Source organism: Antrihabitans auranticaus (assembly GCF_016481275.1).
Classification (GTDB): domain Bacteria; phylum Actinomycetota; class Actinomycetes; order Mycobacteriales; family Mycobacteriaceae; genus Antrihabitans.
On record NZ_JAEMNW010000006.1, the window covers coordinates 253,982 to 270,292 of the forward strand.

At 64.1% G+C, this 16,311-nt stretch carries 15 protein-coding genes and 1 pseudogene; 11 read left to right on the forward strand and 5 right to left on the reverse strand.

Annotated features, from left to right (window positions below):
• From nuoL to JGU72_RS24110, 4 genes are all read left to right on the forward strand, one after another.
• The gene (nuoL, locus tag JGU72_RS24095) at nucleotides 1-1,884 is read left to right on the forward strand and encodes an NADH-quinone oxidoreductase subunit L (protein WP_199686628.1); all 1,884 of its coding nucleotides are present in this window, start codon (nucleotides 1-3) and stop codon (nucleotides 1,882-1,884) included.
• Nucleotides 1,881-3,458 carry an NADH-quinone oxidoreductase subunit M gene (locus JGU72_RS24100; RefSeq protein WP_199686629.1) on the forward strand — a complete coding sequence of 526 codons (1,578 nt, stop codon included), beginning with the start codon at nucleotides 1,881-1,883 and terminating at the stop codon, nucleotides 3,456-3,458. The genes nuoL and JGU72_RS24100 overlap by 4 nt, the downstream gene beginning before the upstream one ends.
• Nucleotides 3,455-5,023: an NADH-quinone oxidoreductase subunit NuoN gene (gene nuoN, locus JGU72_RS24105; RefSeq protein ID WP_307828582.1), complete on the forward strand. Its 1,569-nt coding sequence runs from the start codon at nucleotides 3,455-3,457 to the stop codon at nucleotides 5,021-5,023. The genes JGU72_RS24100 and nuoN overlap by 4 nt, the downstream gene beginning before the upstream one ends.
• A 96-nt stretch (nucleotides 5,024-5,119) precedes the next feature.
• The gene (locus tag JGU72_RS24110) at nucleotides 5,120-5,956 is read left to right on the forward strand and encodes an alpha/beta fold hydrolase (protein ID WP_199686630.1); all 837 of its coding nucleotides are present in this window, start codon (nucleotides 5,120-5,122) and stop codon (nucleotides 5,954-5,956) included.
• Nucleotides 5,957-5,960: 4 nt separating this feature from the next.
• On the opposite strand, the gene JGU72_RS24115 is transcribed toward JGU72_RS24110, so the two are convergent.
• Nucleotides 5,961-7,022, reverse strand: a complete 1,062-nt coding sequence (locus JGU72_RS24115) for a DUF6670 family protein (RefSeq protein ID WP_199686631.1) — start codon at nucleotides 7,020-7,022, stop codon at nucleotides 5,961-5,963.
• A gap of 57 nt (nucleotides 7,023-7,079) precedes the next feature.
• On the opposite strand from JGU72_RS24115, the gene JGU72_RS24120 reads away from it, so the two are divergent.
• A complete protein-coding gene (locus JGU72_RS24120; protein ID WP_199686632.1) occupies nucleotides 7,080-8,264 on the forward strand; it encodes a hypothetical protein in 1,185 nt (394 codons plus the stop codon).
• On the opposite strand, the gene JGU72_RS24125 is transcribed toward JGU72_RS24120, so the two are convergent.
• Nucleotides 8,265-8,660: a MarR family winged helix-turn-helix transcriptional regulator gene (locus JGU72_RS24125; protein WP_199686633.1), complete on the reverse strand. Its 396-nt coding sequence runs from the start codon at nucleotides 8,658-8,660 to the stop codon at nucleotides 8,265-8,267. It lies immediately after the preceding gene.
• Between the two features lie 86 nt (nucleotides 8,661-8,746).
• Here JGU72_RS24125 and JGU72_RS24130 point away from each other — a divergent pair, with 86 nt between their 5' ends.
• Nucleotides 8,747-10,204 carry an MFS transporter gene (locus JGU72_RS24130; protein WP_199686634.1) on the forward strand — a complete coding sequence of 486 codons (1,458 nt, stop codon included), beginning with the start codon at nucleotides 8,747-8,749 and terminating at the stop codon, nucleotides 10,202-10,204.
• Here JGU72_RS24130 and JGU72_RS24135 read toward each other — a convergent pair.
• The gene (locus JGU72_RS24135) at nucleotides 10,194-10,637 is read right to left on the reverse strand and encodes a hypothetical protein (RefSeq protein ID WP_199686635.1); all 444 of its coding nucleotides are present in this window, start codon (nucleotides 10,635-10,637) and stop codon (nucleotides 10,194-10,196) included. The genes JGU72_RS24130 and JGU72_RS24135 overlap by 11 nt on opposite strands.
• A gap of 144 nt (nucleotides 10,638-10,781) precedes the next feature.
• Between JGU72_RS24135 and JGU72_RS24140 the strand changes: the two genes are divergently transcribed.
• The 3 genes from JGU72_RS24140 to JGU72_RS24150 are packed head-to-tail and all read left to right on the forward strand — an operon-like array spanning nucleotide 10,782 to nucleotide 13,248.
• Entirely contained in the window at nucleotides 10,782-11,237 is a 456-nt protein-coding gene (locus JGU72_RS24140; RefSeq protein WP_199686636.1) for a hypothetical protein, read from the forward strand.
• A gap of 43 nt (nucleotides 11,238-11,280) precedes the next feature.
• Complete coding sequence (locus JGU72_RS24145; RefSeq protein WP_199686637.1) at nucleotides 11,281-12,078, forward strand: alpha/beta fold hydrolase; 798 nt, start codon at nucleotides 11,281-11,283, stop codon at nucleotides 12,076-12,078.
• 15 nt (nucleotides 12,079-12,093) lie between these two features.
• On the forward strand, nucleotides 12,094-13,248 hold the full coding sequence (locus tag JGU72_RS24150; RefSeq protein WP_199686638.1) for a PP2C family protein-serine/threonine phosphatase: 1,155 nt from the start codon (nucleotides 12,094-12,096) through the stop codon (nucleotides 13,246-13,248).
• A 4-nt stretch (nucleotides 13,249-13,252) separates the two neighbouring features.
• On the opposite strand, the gene JGU72_RS24155 is transcribed toward JGU72_RS24150, so the two are convergent.
• On the reverse strand, nucleotides 13,253-14,119 hold the full coding sequence (locus tag JGU72_RS24155; RefSeq protein WP_199686639.1) for an alpha/beta fold hydrolase: 867 nt from the start codon (nucleotides 14,117-14,119) through the stop codon (nucleotides 13,253-13,255).
• A gap of 715 nt (nucleotides 14,120-14,834) precedes the next feature.
• A pseudogene (locus JGU72_RS30825) lies at nucleotides 14,835-15,428 on the reverse strand (MlaD family protein); the annotation flags it as partial.
• On the opposite strand from JGU72_RS30825, the gene JGU72_RS30830 reads away from it, so the two are divergent.
• Both JGU72_RS30830 and JGU72_RS24165 read left to right on the forward strand, forming a co-directional pair.
• Complete coding sequence (locus JGU72_RS30830; protein ID WP_233532910.1) at nucleotides 15,321-15,623, forward strand: hypothetical protein; 303 nt, start codon at nucleotides 15,321-15,323, stop codon at nucleotides 15,621-15,623. The pseudogene JGU72_RS30825 and the gene JGU72_RS30830 sit on opposite strands and share 108 nt — an antisense overlap.
• A gap of 307 nt (nucleotides 15,624-15,930) precedes the next feature.
• Nucleotides 15,931-16,311 (forward strand): DUF222 domain-containing protein (locus tag JGU72_RS24165; RefSeq protein ID WP_199686640.1); only part of this gene is annotated, 381 nt, incomplete at its 3' end.

A 16,311-nucleotide genomic window follows, 5' to 3' on the forward strand; every position in this document is an offset into this window, starting at 1 on the left:
ATGGACACAGAGATGATCTGGCTGCTGCCGGCTCTGCCGCTCCTCGGTGCCGCGATCCTGCTGTTGGGCGGCAACCGCACGAATGCGTGGGGCCACTACCTCGGCTGTGCCGCGTCGCTCGCGTCGTTTGTCGTCGGTGTCGCACTGTTCTTCGACATGCTCGGCCGCGATTCGGCGGACCGCCTCCTGCACCAGAACCTCTTCAGCTGGGTGCCGGTCGCAGAACTGAAAGTCGACTTCGGGCTCCAACTCGATCCGCTGTCGATGTGCTTCGTACTGCTGATCACCGGCGTGGGCTCGCTGATCCACATCTATTCGGTCGGCTACATGGAGCACGACGCCGAACGGCGACGCTTCTTCGCGTACCTCAACCTCTTCCTCGCAGCGATGCTGCTGCTGGTTCTGGCAGACAACTTCCTCGGCCTGTACGTCGGCTGGGAGGGTGTCGGTCTGGCGTCGTATCTGCTGATCGGCTTCTGGCAGTACAAGCCGTCCGCGGCGACCGCAGCGAAGAAGGCCTTCGTCGTCAACCGGGTCGGTGACATGGGGTTGGCGCTCGCGATGATGATCATGTTCGCGACGTTCGGATCGGTCTCCTTTGCGGACGTCTTCGCCGGTGCTCCCGGCGCGAGCGAAGCCGCGGTGACGTGGATCGGGCTGGCACTCCTGCTCGCAGCATGCGGCAAGTCGGCGCAGGTCCCGCTGCAGGCCTGGCTCGGCGACGCGATGGAAGGTCCAACGCCGGTTTCGGCGCTCATCCACGCCGCGACGATGGTGACGGCAGGCGTGTACCTGATCACGCGGTCCAACCCGATCTTCGATCTGGCTCCTGATGCCCAGCTCGCCGTCGTGATCGTCGGAGCGGTGACGCTGCTGTTCGGTGCGATCGTCGGTTGCGCGAAGGACGACATCAAGAAGGCGCTCGCGGCTTCGACGATGAGCCAGATCGGTTACATGGTGCTGGCGGCCGGACTAGGTCCGGCGGGCTACGCATTCGCGATCATGCATCTGCTCACCCACGGATTCTTCAAAGCTGGCTTGTTCCTCGGCGCGGGCTCTGTCATGCACGGGATGAACGACGAAGTGAACATGCGCAGGTACGGCGGACTACGGACCGTCATGCCGATCACGTTCGTGACGTTCGGCCTCGGCTATCTCGCCATCATCGGTCTGCCACCGTTCGCCGGATTCTTTTCGAAGGACAAGATCATCGAGGTTGCCTTCGCCGCCGGTGGGCCGAAAGGCGTGATCCTCGGCGTCGCGACGCTGATCGGTGCTGGTCTGACCGCGTTCTACATGACGCGGGTCATGCTGATGACGTTCTTCGGCAAACGGCGGTGGGCCGACGACGCGCATCCGCACGAATCACCGCGAGTCATGACGGGCCCGATGGTCGTCCTAGCGGTGGGTTCGGTCGCATCGGGCGGTCTGCTCGCGATCGGATCGTCGCTGCAGGACTGGCTCGAGCCGGTGGTCGGCGCGCACCACGAGGAGGTCACGATTCCTGTATGGGTGACGACTGCCCTGACGCTCGCAGTGGTACTGGCGGGTGTCGCAGTGGCCTACAGGCAATACGCGCAACGCGAGATTCCCGCGGTCGCACCAGCCGGTTCCGCACTCACCGTCGCGGCACGCAGGGACCTCTACGGTGACGCGTTCAACGAGGCGGCGTTCATGCGTCCGGGCCAGGTTGTGACGCGGTCCATGGTGTTCGCGGACACGCGCGGTGTAGACGGCATCGTCAACGGATTCGCGGCGTCGATCGGCTTCCTCTCGGAGCACGTCAGGCGGCTGCAAACCGGATTCGTGCGTTCGTATGCTCTGTCGATGTTCGCAGGTGCGGCGCTCGTGGTCGCCACGATGGTCCTGGTGAGGGTGTGGTGACGGACTTTCCCTGGCTGACCGCGTTGTGGGTGGTTCCCGTGCTGGGCGCTGTCGCGATCTTCGCGCTTCCCGGTGCTTCGCGCCGGTTCGCCAAGCCGGTCGCGCTCGGTACCACGGTCGCGGTTCTCGTCATCGCGATCGCGTTGGCAGTCCAGTTCGAATCGGGCGGCGACCGCTATCAGTTCGTCGAATCCCATGAGTGGATCCCGGCTTTCGGTGCCAAGTACGCGCTCGGCATCGACGGCATCGCGCTGGCTTTGGTACTGCTCACCGCGGTCCTGTTGCCGCTGCTGATTCTCGCCGGCTGGAAGGACGCCGACGACTCCGTCGGGACGTCTTCGCGCAAAGCTCCGACCTACTTCGCATTGACGCTGCTCGTCGAAGCGATGGTGCTGGTCTCGTTCGTTGCACTCGACGTCTTGCTGTTCTACGTCTTCTTCGAGGCGATGCTCATCCCGATGTACTTCCTGATCGGCGGGTTCGGCGGTGCGAACCGGTCGCGGGCGGCGGTGAAGTTCCTGCTCTACAACCTCCTCGGCGGGCTCGTCATGCTTGCCGCGGTCATCGGTCTGTACGTCGTCACGGCACGCGAGGGCGCGGGCACGTTCGACTTCCGCGAAATCGTCGCGGCTGTGTCGGCAGGCGAGCTCGGCGCCGACCCGACCGTGCTCAAAGCCCTGTTCCTCGGCTTCATGTTCGCGTTCGCGGTCAAGGCGCCACTGTGGCCGTTCCACACCTGGTTGCCAGGCGCGGCGGTCGAAGCCACGCCCGCGAGCGCGGTTCTGATGATGGCGGTCGTCGACAAGGTCGGCACGTTCGGCATGCTGCGCTACTGCCTCGAGCTGTTCCCGGACGCGTCGAAATACTTCGCACTGGCGATCGCGACGCTTGCCGTGATCGGAATCGTCTACGGCGCAATCCTCGCGATCGGCCAGACCGACGTGATGCGGCTGATCGCATACACATCGATCTCGCACTTCGGTTTCATCATTTTGGGCATCTTCGCCATGACGAGCCAGGGCTTGACCGGTTCGACGCTGTACATGGTCAACCACGGCATCTCGACCGCCGCGCTGTTCCTGGTCGCCGGGTTCCTTGTTTCCCGTCGCGGTACGCGACTCATCGAGTCCTACGGCGGCGTGCAGAAGGTCGCTCCCGTCTTGGCGGGTACGTTCCTGGTTGCCGGTCTCGCGACGCTCTCGTTGCCGGGACTCGCACCGTTCGTCAGCGAATTCCTCGTCCTGATCGGCACGTTCACGCGCTATCCGGTTGCCGCAGTCATCGCGGTCAGTGCGCTCGTGCTGGCGGCGATCTACATCCTGTGGCTCTACCAGCGGATGATGACCGGACCGGTCACGAAGGGCAACGAACGAATACCCGACCTCGTGCCACGCGAACTCGTGGTGGTCGGTCCGTTGCTGGCGCTGCTGATCGTGCTCGGTGTGTATCCGAAGCCGGTCCTCGACTTCATCACTCCGGCGGTGAGCGAGACGATGACAACCATCGACCAGCACGACCCGGCACCGACCGCCGGTGACAGGCCCGCCACCGAGATCGGAGGTGGGCACAAGTGAGTCTCGATCTGCTCGCAGAAGTCGTGACGTCGCCGACCCCCGATGTCGAGTACGGCCAGCTTTCGCCGATGTTGATCGTGTTCGGCGTGTCGGTTGTCGGTGTGCTGATCGAGGCGTTCCTGCCGCGTCGTGGTCGCGCGGCGACCCAACTCGCGTTGAGTCTCGGCGGACTGGTTGCCGCGTTCGTGGCGGTCGTTCTGCTTGCGCGGGATATCGATCCGCCCGGATCGGTCGGCAAGTTCGTCGTCGCAGGTGCCGTCGCGATCGACGGTCCGACGCTTTTCATGCAGGGCACGATCCTGCTGATCGCGATCCTGTCCATCCTGCTCATTGCCGAACGCGGCGGTGAGGCATTCACCTACCAGGCGTCCGCCGTGCCGGGCAGTGTCGCCGAGTTGGAGGCGACCAAGGCCGGTGTCGCGCAGACCGAGGTCTTCCCGCTGACGATGCTCGCGGTCGGCGGCATGCTTTTGTTCCCGGCGTCGAACGACTTGCTGACGATGTTCGTTGCGCTCGAGGTCTTGTCGCTGCCGCTGTATGTGATGTGCGGCCTCGCGCGACGAAAGCGACTGCTCTCGCAGGAAGCGGCGCTGAAGTACTTCTTGCTCGGTGCGTTCTCCTCGGCGTTCTTCCTCTACGGCGTCGCGCTGCTCTACGGCTACGCCGGAACCGTCGACCTGCCAGGCATCGCGGAGGCGATCAAGGCCGCGGAGGGCAGCGAGTCGCTGGCGCTGGTCGGGCTCGGGCTACTGACCGTCGGCCTGCTGTTCAAGGTCGGTGCGGTGCCGTTCCACTCCTGGATTCCGGACGTGTACGAGGGCGCGCCGACTCCTATCACGGCGTTCATGGCGGCCGCGACGAAGATCGCGGCCTTCGGTGCGACGTTGCGAATCTTCTACGTCGCGGTGCCGGATCTGCGGCTCGACTGGCGACCGGTCATGTGGGGCATCGCGATCCTCACGATGGTGGTCGGGGCGATCATGGCCGTCACACAGACCGATGTGAAACGCATGCTGGCGTACTCGTCGGTTGCGCATGCGGGGTTCATCCTGACCGGTGTGGTTGCGGCCAATACAGCGGGTCTGTCGGCGACGATGTTCTATCTCTTCGCCTACGGGTTCAGCACGCTCGGAGCTTTTGCGATCGTGAGCCTTGTCCGGGACAGCTCCGGCGAGGTCACCGAGATGGCGCGGTGGGCGGGTATCGGCAGGCGGTCTCCGCTGTTCGGGGTGATCTTTGCGCTCTTCCTCCTTGCGCTTGCCGGCATCCCGTTGACGAGCGGTTTCGTCAGCAAGTTCGCGGTCTTCCAAGCCGCGGCTGAGGGTGGTGCCGCACCGCTGGTCATCGTCGGCGTCGCGAGCAGTGCGGTCGCGGCGTACTTCTACGTCCGCGTCATCGTGCTGATGTTCTTCGCCGAGCCGCCGGACGATCCGGGGGAGGTTATTGCGGCAAGTCCGCTCACGACCGCCGCAATCGGGATCGGCGCAGCTGTGACAGTCGTCCTCGGCATCCTGCCGCAGCCGATTTTCGACCTCGCCGACCGTGCAGCACAGTTTCTGATCTGACCGATCCGTCGGCGACGCGCCGGATACGTTGATGTATCGAATGCAAAGCAGTATCGTGCTGGCGCGCGGCTTTGGGCCGCCGGACGAGGAGGTTCGATGGTGGCCGCGCGGCTACGGATCGGGACGATGCTCGAAGTCGGTTCCAACACGGTGCACGTTCGTGAGGACGGGCCGTCCGACGGCTGCCCGCTTCTGCTTATTCACGGCTTCGCCGCCTCGATGCACTGGTTCGATCGAATGACCACAGTGCTGGCCGATACGCACCGGGTCATTCGAATCGACCTGCAGGGTTACGGCTGCACCGGCGGGCACGAGGGTCTGGATGCCCGTTCGCAGAGCCGGATGGTCGCCGCGGTTCTGGACACGCTGGACGTGAAGAATGTGGTGGCCGTGGGGCATTCGTTCGGTGCGGATGTTGCGCTCGCCGTGGCTGCGCGGTCCGATCGGGTCGGGAAGGTGGTCGTCCTGAGCCAAGCGCCGGACTACAGCTACGCAACCTTGCCCGCTGCCGGGATTCTGCTGGGCCTCCCGTTCGTCGGCGATGTGCTGCACAGCCTCGCGACCGCGCCGAGTGTGCAGTTCTTCGCGGGGATCGGTTTCGCGCCGGGCTTCCGCATCGACTCCGGTCTCGATTCGCCGAATCGAATGTTCGAGGACCACCAAGCGATGTCGTCGCGTGCCCAACGCGCAGTTCTGGTCGAGCGGAAGAACCTCCTTGCCCGCCGACCGCTCGACGAGCAGATCCGGGAACTCGGGCTGCCCACCCTCGCGATTCACGGCCGCCACGATCAGATGTACGACTGCGACAAGTCGATCGAGCGATATGCGGCTGCCGGCGCCAGCGTCGCCGTCATCGAGGGGGCAGGCCATTCGCCGAATGTCGAGCGCCCGGTCGAAGTCGCGCGGCTGGTGCGCGACTTCGCAAACAGGTAGTGCGTCAGACCTTTTCGTTGTCGACCCATTCGAGATAGCCGCTCCCGCTGACCGGTTCGCCGCGCCACGACCCTTCGTAGTGATACGCGCCGACGTACCCGTTTCCGTGCCCGTAGCGCAGCGGGCTGTCGACGACGCCTTCGATGACGCCGACCCCGTCGCCGATCGTCCAGCGCAGCCGTCGCGGTGTCCGCATGGTGTTTCCTGCGGGATCGACCTGTGGCTCGGCGGCCCACTCGACCACGTCGAACGTGACCTTGTCGTAGACCTCGGTTGTGCCGTCGAGTGACCGCAGGTGCGCGAGTCGTGCCGCCGACACACCCATCGCGCGCACGTCTGTCAGTAGCAGTTGAGTGTCTTCGGACAGGTTGAGAATTTGGTAGGTGAAGAAGTCGGCGGGCAACTTCAACGCCTGCGGCACCGAGCCGCCGAACAACGATTGCGGCGACACGCAGTGCGCGTATTCGACGGTCCCGATGCCTGAGATCGCAGTCTTCCCGCTTGCGTCCGCGATGTGCCCGGAGTAGGTGGCGAGCAGGCTCAGGTGGCGGTAGACGGGTGTGTCGACGAACCACGAGACCTGCGGTGTCGCTTCGAGTTCCAGGTCGACGGAGAACGTGTCGTATTGGCCCTTCAGCGTGAATTTGGGGTACTCGACGTCGACCGTGAGATCCGGTCCCCAGGCCAGATGGCGGCCGTCGGCGGCGAATGCGCATTCGCCGTCGATGTCGTACGCGCGGTAGTGATGATGGTCGTCGTGCGCGGTGGAACTCAGCACCGTGGCGTTGCGTCGTGGATCCTTGGTTGCCAGGACTTCGTTGTCGAAGATTCGCGTTCCCGTCGTGCCGATGAACGTCATCGTGTTGACGTATCGCCACGGTTCGGGGAGCTCGGGTACGAAGACTCCATAGTGTGTCCACGCCCAGAGCTTGGAGTCTGCGCGTGGGCGCAGCATCTGCGGCCGATCGAACGGCCGGACCGACGATTCGAGCCGCTTGTCCAACAGCGGAGCAAGTCTGTTCAGCAGGATGCCGGCCGCCGGTTTCCATATCGCAGGCTGCGTCATTCCTCGACCGTACAGATCGCGCGATCTCGCCACGGCAGTCCGGGCATGATGACGGCCATGAGCGTCCACACCGAGACCGCCGAGCCCACCGCGCCGTCGATTACTTTTGCGCCGGTCGCGCTGCGCCTCTTCGTTGCGGTCTTGCTCCTCGTTCAGCTCGCGGGGTCGTATTCCGTTGCGACGCGCGGTTTCATCAAGTCCTATTGGTTCGTCGATTACGACCACGGTTTCGTCCGGCGTGGGCTTGGTGGTGCACTGGTCGGAGACAGCGCGACAGCGGTCCGCTTTGCGGTGCTGGTGTCGGCGCTCCTTCCCGTTGCGGCGGTCGTTCTGCTGATCGAGTTGCTGATTCGGCGCATGACGGTCCCGACCGCATTCATGGCAATGCTGCTCGCGTGCAGTCCGTTCGTCGTGGACCAGTTGGTGCTGCACCGGCGGCCGGATCAGCTCGGACTTGTCGTGCTCGTGCTCGTAGGTGTGGCGTGTGTGTACACCAGGCGGCTCGTCCCCGTGCTGGGCGCGCTCGGAATTGTGTTGGCGGTCTTGGTATTCGTCCACGAGGGTGCGCTGCTGTTCTTCGGTGTGTTCGCGGTACCGCTGATCTTCGTCGCGACGGATCGGACACTCGCCGAGCAGGTCCGGCTCTCGGTGTTGACAATCGGACCCGCTGGGCTCGCGGTGCTCGTCGTCTTCTTCTTCGGCGGGGTCGACGTCGAGACTTCGGCTGCGTTGCGCGCCGATGCAGCAATCAACGGACCGACCGTGTTCCGTTTTCTCGCCGACGACATCGCGACCTCCTGGGACCACATCGCCAGCGTCGGTCTCGACAAGCATCTGATGCAACTGACCGTCGGCGGTGTCCTGATCGCCGCGCAGGCCTTGTGGATTCGGCAGTGGGTCGGCCGCGAATGGGAGGTCCGGACGACCGATGTCACGCCGTTGTGGCGGGCGGGACTCGTCGTGTGTGTCGGTGTCCCGATCCTCTTCACCTTCGCGACGGGCATGGACTGGATGCGGTGGTTCAGCGTGTTCGGGACGTCGGTGCTGGTCGTCGTCGGCTTCGCGGTTCTCGTGCAAGCGCGCGACGATTCGCAACCGCTGCCGGCCGTCCCGGTACGGCTGATCCAGCTCGTCTGTGCGCTCTACCTCGCGTCCCTGACTCCGCTTCCGGAATTCGAGCCGACGATCCCGATCCCGGATCAACTCCTACTGGACGTGTTCAGCTCGCGAACCGGATTGTGATCACGGTTCCAGTGTGTCGGCCAGCACTTCGCGATGCGTGTCGCGCGCTTGTGTGTGCAGTTCGCGGCCTGCGTCGGTGAGCGCCACGAAGATCGAACGCCGGTCGTCGGCGCACATCGAGCGCTCGACGAGGCCGTCCTTCTCGAGCCGCGCGACCGCCCGTGAGAGCGCACTCTGGCTGAGGTAGATGTCCTGCGCTAGGTCGCTCATCTTGTACTTGCCGCATTTGGCATCGACGAGGCGGTCCAGGGTTTCGAACTCGCTGAGTCCGATGCCGTGGGTGCCCTGCAGTGACTTCTCCAGCGCGCACGAGACGGTTGAGTGTTTCGAAAGTAGGTCTCGCCACTGTTCGACCAGCTCCGGACCCCTCAACTCCCTTGTCGAGTTATCGGACATGGCCACATCGTAGTAGCGCGGACAGTTTCATGCAACCGCATTAAATGTGTTGGCAACATATGCACGTGCATGTAATGTCCCTACTCATGACATCCACCATCACGCTCAGCAAGGGCACTGACGTGTCGTCAGGTTCGGGTGACGACCTGCAGTGGCCGCTCCGGCTCTGGGGCATGCTCATCACCCTCTGCCTCGTGCTTTTCCTCGACGGTCTCGACGTCTCGATGGTCGGCGTCGCGGTGCCGTCGATCGGCGCGGATCTCGGCTTGTCCACTTCGACGCTGCAGTGGCTGATCAGCGGTTACGTTCTCGGATACGGCGGTCTACTCCTCCTCGGCGGTCGCACAGCCGACCTCGCCGGCCGCCGCAAGGTCTTTCTCATCGCCGTCGCGGTCTTCGCCATCGCCTCGCTGGCCGGCGGCTTGGTCGACTCGGGTCCGTTGCTTATCGCGACTCGCCTGATCAAGGGTGTTGCTGCCGCCTTCACCGCACCGACAGGGTTGTCGATCATCACGACGACGTTCGCGGAAGGCAAGGCCCGCAACAAGGCGCTCGCGCTCTACACCGTGTTCGGTGCCAGCGGATTCTCGTTCGGGCTCGTATTCGGCGGCCTGATGACCGGCATCAACTGGCGGTACACGTTCATGCTTCCGGTGCCGATTGCACTCATTGCGCTCGTTGCAGGCTACTTCCTCATTCCACGGGACAAGCCAAGTGAGGCAGGAAGTTACGACCTCGTAGGGGCCACGCTGCTGACCGCGTCGATGCTGCTGTTGGTCTTCACGGTCGTATCGGCACCCGAGGCGGGTTGGGGGTCCGTGCGCACTATCGGCTCGTTCGTTGCCGTCGCTGCTCTGCTCGCGGCGTTCGTGCGGGTGGAACAAAGGATTGCGCACCCGCTCGTCCGGCTGGGGATGTTGCGTCGCCCGACGCTGCTGCGGGCCGCCGCCGCGATCGTCGCGATGGGCGGGTCGTTCATCACCTTCCAGTTCATGGTCACGCTGTACCTGCAGGACACGCTGGGCTGGTCGCCGATCCACATGGCTGTCGCGTTGCTGCCCACAGGCATCATCGTGGTGCTCAGTTCGACGATCATGGGCGGCGTCATCGATCGATTCGGCACGCAGCCGTTGATCGCTGCCGGTCTGCTCAGCATGAGCCTCGGCTATCTGCTGTTCCTTCGCATGAACGACCATCCTGACTACTGGACGCAGATCCTGCCTACGGTCCTGCTGCTCGGTGCCGGCTTCGCGCTGGGGTTCTCGGCGATCAACGTGCAGGCGACCAACGGTGTCGCCGACCATGAGCAGGGTCTCGCGGCCGGTCTCGTGCAGACGGCGATGCAGGTCGGTCCGGCAGTTGTGCTCGCGGTGGCAACCGCGATGATCGGGACGACGGGGAGTGCCGAGAATGTGCAGACTGCAGCCGAGGTTCTCGACGGCTACCGTCCGGCACTGATCTTCGTCATGTTCGTCGCCCTGGCCGGGCTGTTGACGACGGTGAACTTCCGCCGTCGGCCGAAGCTCGCGCCTGCTATGGGATAACGAGGCAGATGGGGCCCAAGGCGATGGCGTTCGAGACTCGGACCTGAACGTTCTTGAACGTCTCGCCATCGCCTTCGCCGGTCGACGCGGTCACCCAGTACAGGCCGGTTGCGCGGGGAGTCCACCGCGATTGAGCCCTGCCGTTGGCAGGGTTCACCCACGTCGGGTCGAAATTCGCGAGCCCGGTCGAGCCGAAGAACACGGGTCCGGGGTCGTCGAGAGTGGCGGTCACGTTGTACGAGCAACCCATGCCGTACACATTCGACGACCCCGTGCTGAATCCCGGATCGATGGTGATGCTCGTGACGGTCGCGCCCGCTGTCGGAGCCGACAGAACCGCCATGACTGCGGCGGCACCGACTCCGGTGATGACCGCAGCCGCTCGCGATCTGCGTTGGTTTGTCCTGTTTCGGCGAAATGTCTTGTGCGTCATGGTTTCTCCTGTGTCAGGTGGGGCCAGTGGTTGCAGATGCTACAGCCGATACGGGTGAGGGAAGTCGCTGCTTGGTGAAGGATCGGATACAACTGCTGTTGAATACGACAAACGCCCCGTCAGCCATGCTTCGAAAGGCTCAAATTGGCAGCGAAATCGGCTCGGTATCTGTTGGCGGCGGCTGCGGTCGGTGTTCTCGCCGGCTGCTCTGCCGACGAGCTTGCGTTCTCCGACGTCTGTTCTGCTGAAGACGACAGCAAGGTCGCGGCCGTCGGCTATTTCGAGCTGCCGAGTGCTGTCGTGTGCAGCATCCACAATTCGGAGGAGGGGAGCGATACGCGTTGCAACATGGACTTCGTCGACGAGCCGGGCGCCGAGTATGGAAACCCTGAACACCAGTTTGCGCTGTACGTCCGGGAAGGCAACGGCGACAGTACAATCGAGGTCACGGGGCCCGGCTACGAAGAATCGGACGTGACGATCAGATTCGACGACGGCTCGGTGGTCGAGTGGGGCGACAAGGTCCGGATAACCGGCTGGGTGAAGACGCTCTACGGCGGATGCAGCTTCGACGTCGGCAAGATCGAGCCGGCAGGTTGATCGGGCCGACACGCCTGCGGCACAACCGTGTAAGGATGCGTGCATGGATGTGCGAGTCCGCCACAACGTGACAGTCACCGGTAACCCGGACGGCCGGGTTCTTGTACTGGCGCACGGATTCGGTTGCGACCAAAGCGTGTGGCGGCTGGTGGTTCCCCGACTCGTCGACGACTTCCGGGTCGTCCTCTTCGATTACGTCGGTTCCGGTGGTGCGGACAGTTCCGCATGGGACGTGGACCGGTACAGCTCCTTGCAGGGCTACGCCGACGATGTCGTCGCGCTACTCCGCGGGCTCGACCTCGACGACGTGACTTTTGTGGGACATTCGGTATCCGCGATGATCGGGGTACTCGCGGCCGAGGCCGCGCAAGACCGGATCACGAAGTTGGTCCTGCTGACTCCGTCGCCGCGATACGTCGATGATTCAGAATATCGAGGCGGGTTCACTCGCGCGGATATCGACGAACTCCTCGAGGTGCTGGACAGCAACTATCTGGGGTGGTCGGCCACTATGGCGCCGACGATCATGGGCAATCCGGATCGGCCCGAGTTGGGAGCGGAGTTGACCGACACCTTCTGCCGGATGGACCCAGCCATCGCAAAGGTGTTCGCGCGCACCACTTTCCTGTCCGACAACCGCGACGACCTTGCGACCGTCCAAGTGCCGACCGTCGTCATCGAATGCCGCGAAGACGCGATCGCACCGCCGACAGTCGGTGCGTACGTCAGCGCTCACATATCCGGCAGCCGGTTGGAGACGCTTGACGCAACGGGCCATTGCCCGCACATGAGTGCGCCGGAGCTGACAGCTCGGGCAATCGCTCGGTTCGCGTCGCAATGAGGAAGCTGTGATCAGGTGACCGCCGCTGTTCCCGATTTCGCGGACCTGTTCGACCACGCGCCCTGCGGATACGTGACCACTCGCACCGACGGAACGATCGTCGACCTCAACGCAACCCTGGTCGAGTGGCTCGGGTACGCGAAGCAGGACCTCATCGGCCGCCGGTTCACGACGCTGCTGTCCGCGGCGGGCCGCATTTACTACGAAACTCACTTCGCACCGCTGCTGCAGCTGCATTCGCGAGTAGATGGAATCGCGATCGACTTGGTCGCTGCGGACCGAACGCGGCTTTCCGTTCTGCTGGCGGCAAACCTGACCAACGACGAACCACAGCTGATCCGTACGGTCGTCTTCGATGCTCGCGACCGTCGTTCGTACGAGCAGGAACTGTTGCGTGCTCGCGAGGAAGCGGAGAGTGAGCGTTCGCGGGTGCATGCGCTGGCTGCGACGCTACAGCGGACGCTGTTGCCGCCGAGGCTGTCGCCACCGTCAGGCATGGAGGTCGCGGCGTACTACCATCCCGCGTCGGTCGACGACGTCGGCGGCGACTTCTACGACGTCTTTCCGCTCGGTGCCGGACGCTGGGCCCTGTTTCTGGGCGACGTCGTCGGCAAAGGGGTCGACGCCGCCGTGATCACCTCGCTGACCCGGTACACCCTGCGGGCTGCGGCCATCCTCGATCAAGACCCGATTACCGTGTTGAACACGCTCGACACCGCGTTGCATCAGGAATATCCGAATGACAACCCCCGCTTCTGCACCGTTGTCTTCGGGGTTCTGACGCCGTGCGACACGGGCTACACAGTCGAGTTGGCGAGCGGTGGACATCCGCCGCCGCTGGTGATCCGGGTCGACGGTTCGGTCCAGTACCAGGAGATGCCCGGTGGACAACTGGTCGGCATCTTGTCGAGTCCGCATTTCGAGTCCACGACGCTCGACCTCGGCCCCGGCGACACTCTCGTGTTCTACACGGACGGGCTCACCGAGGCCCGCCTCGCAAATTCGCGGAACCGTTACGACGACAGCGGGGCGTTGCTCGAGTTCGCCGCCGCCCATGCGCCCACCACAGCGCGGGCCATCACGACCGCCCTGGAGCAGCTGCTGACCAGCCTCGGTGACGGGCTCGAAGACGACACCGCGATCCTGGCGTTGGGCATTCCGGCGGGCTGAGTTATCAGGCGCCGACCTTCGCCAACATCGGAGCGAGGAAGTCGACGACCTCTTGCTCGGTGGCGACCGGATTGTCGATCATCGGCCAGTGCCCGCTTTCGGCCAGCACAACAACTTTGGCGCTCGGAAAGGCTTCGCGTTGCTCCGCCGCGTGCTTGGCCGGAAGGAAGTGGTCGCGACCGCCCCAGATGACCAGCGCGGGAAAATTGTGATGGGCCAACGCAAGTCCGAGCATCTCGCTGGCTTCGGGGATGTGCTTGCAGGCCCGGTAGAGGCGCAGGACCGAGCTGCGGGTGTCCGCATCGAAATCGGCGGCCATGTGATCGATGAAGTCGGCGGGCAATGCCTTCGGTGCGCGCTTGAAGGGGTACGCGTTCGGCATTCCGATGCGAAACGCGGTCCGGCTGGTGAACGCCATCATCAACTCGCCAACGATCGGCGTCTGCCAGACCTGAGCAAGCCAGTGCCAGGTGTAGCCGGCGAGCAGTCCTGTGTCGATGAGCGTCACCGACTCCACGCGATCGGGATGTGCTGCAGCCCAAGCCAATCCCCACATGCCACCGAAGTCGTGGAGCACGAGATGAACCCGTTCGACGCCGAGGTCGTCGAGCGCGGACTCCAGGTGCCGGGCATGCGCCGCGGGCGTCTGCGAAAAGTCGCGCGGTTTGTCGGCCCGACCGAACCCGGGCATGTCGATCGCAATCGCGCGACCGTGCGGGCCAACTGCTTTCAGCAGTCCGCGGAAGTCGTGTGACGAACCTGGGTTGCCATGGATGAAGACGACCGCCGTGGTGTCTTCCCGCGGACCGGCTTGCAGCACCGGTGAGGTGATTCCGCGTGCGGTAATCGTCGATTCGAAGATCTCGGTCATCCGTAGCCTTCTTCCTGCAACCGAACGGCCTCGTTGCCGGTCGGACCCTAGGGCTATCTGATACTAAAGGTACCGGGTACCCCTGGCGCAACCCTTGTCTGCGATCGGGCTGGCCTACCTGCACCGATGTGCCACGCAGTGCGGATCCGAGCAAGAGCATTTGCATGAAGTCCGGTTCGTCGCCGAGGATCGTCGTCACCGCCGCGGGGCCGCCATAGGACGCCGCAGGGATCACCCCGGGAAGTTGCAGCCCCGGCGGCAGTTCGAATCCCGGTAGCCGCGGCATGTCCGGCACGCCCGGCAGAGGTGGAAATGCGATGAGTGGACCAGCCGAGTCGAGTCGCCGTGGCCACAGTTGCGGGGGCAGGAAGCCTGGATCGGGAACGGAAGGTGCTGTGGCACAACTCGGTCCGGCCATCGAGCCGTACCGCGGACAGTCTGCCTGCGTGTAGGGCCGAAACGGTGTGAACGACGCCTGCACGGTCAGCTCGAGGTACTCGCGCGGTTGCCCGGGCCGCAAAATGCTGACCGCGCTCAGGCCCTGGAGTGCTTTGCCGAGGCTGGGAATCGACTCGGTGATGGCCTGCGGATCCGTCGCCACCGCGCCGAGGAGTAGGTTGCCGTTGCCGATCAGCGACTTGCCCACGTCGGGGCTCCGGGCGAACAGGCTGTTGACGGCATCGAGAGTCAGTCCGCCACCGAACAGGACCGCTTCGAACTGGCTCTGCTTGTTGGACAGCGTCTGCGCGGTTGTGACGGCTTCGCCGAGAACCGTGAGTAACTCGGGCGCCGACTCGTTCAGGGCGCCGATGCCTGCGCTCATCGTGCTGAGCAGGTCTTGGCCGGTAGGGGTCCCTGTGTCGATCGCGGTGATGAGACGATCGAGACGTTCGACGGCCGAGCCCGGGACGCGATAGCTGGGGTCGAGCGCTTCCGCCAGCGTGGACAGCACTGCGCCCAATCGGGCCGGATCGATCTCGTCAAGGATCGTGCGCAAGGTCGTCAATGTCGTCTGCAGGGCAACCGACTCTGTGCTCGTGTCCTGCGTGATCACATCACCGGCAGCCAATGTGCGGCTGGCCGGGCCGTTGTCGAGCAGTTCGATCGAGGTCACTCCGAACACGTTGCTCGGTACCACCCGCACGGTAACGTTCGACGGGATGTCCTTCGCATAGTCGGGAATCAGTTCGATCGAGATGCGTTGCTCTGCACCACGTGCCGCGATTTCGCCGCCCTCGACACTGCCGACGAGAACGCCGCGAAACTTCACGTCTGCATGTGGGTCGAGGCCGTCACCGGTCGACTGCATCACCGCTTCGATATCGACGGACTTCTTGAAGTAGTTGGTGTAGCGCAACAGAAGGAGGACGAGCGCGAGGGCGACGACCACGAAGAAGACGATGCCCGCGACGATCAGTTGCCGCATCGTCGGGCCGCGTCCGCTCGGATCGATGATCATCCGCGTTTCCTTGTTCGAGTGCCGAGTCCTCGAAAGTTATTGTGAAGGTCGGGGGCCCGGGGGTCCCGGCTTTCGGGAATTGGCTCAGCGGGGTGCGGTGCACCGGCCGGCCCTGGCCCGCTCTTTGTTTTCGAGGCGTAGTCGTTGACGAAGGTCGGTCGTCGTTGTTTGGTAGCGAACAGGCCGGTTTGGCGGTCCAGCTCAGGTTCCCTGAATCCATTCGGTCAGGCCAACGGCGGCTCGAGTATCTACGCGACACCGGCGCCCCGCGTCCGCAATTTTTTCTACTTCGCACATCTTCCAGTAGCTGTATTGCTAGCCATGCCAACAGGTTTCGGGTAGGCTCGAATACATGTTCGAGCATTTGCTGCAGTCGCTCACCGGGGCCGGGTTACCCGACCCCGCAACCGCGCCGACCCCAGCGCTGGTCGACACCGCCACGTCCCTGCACCGGTTCGAAGCTGCCGTGTCCGCGCGCAAGCATGCCTATGCGGCGGCGGTGTTTCACCGCTGCCTCGACGAGGCACCCACCGATCCTGATCCGGTGTCGACGATCGACCCCTGGGACGCCGCCGAAGCCGAACTGTCGGCTGCGTTGACGATCACGTCCGCGGGGGCATCCGCGTTGATCGACATCGGGCACAACCTGATCACCCGGTTACCGAACGTGTGGGCTGCGTTCGCCCGCGGTGATCTGGATCTGTACCGGGTGAAGATCATCGTCAACGCGACC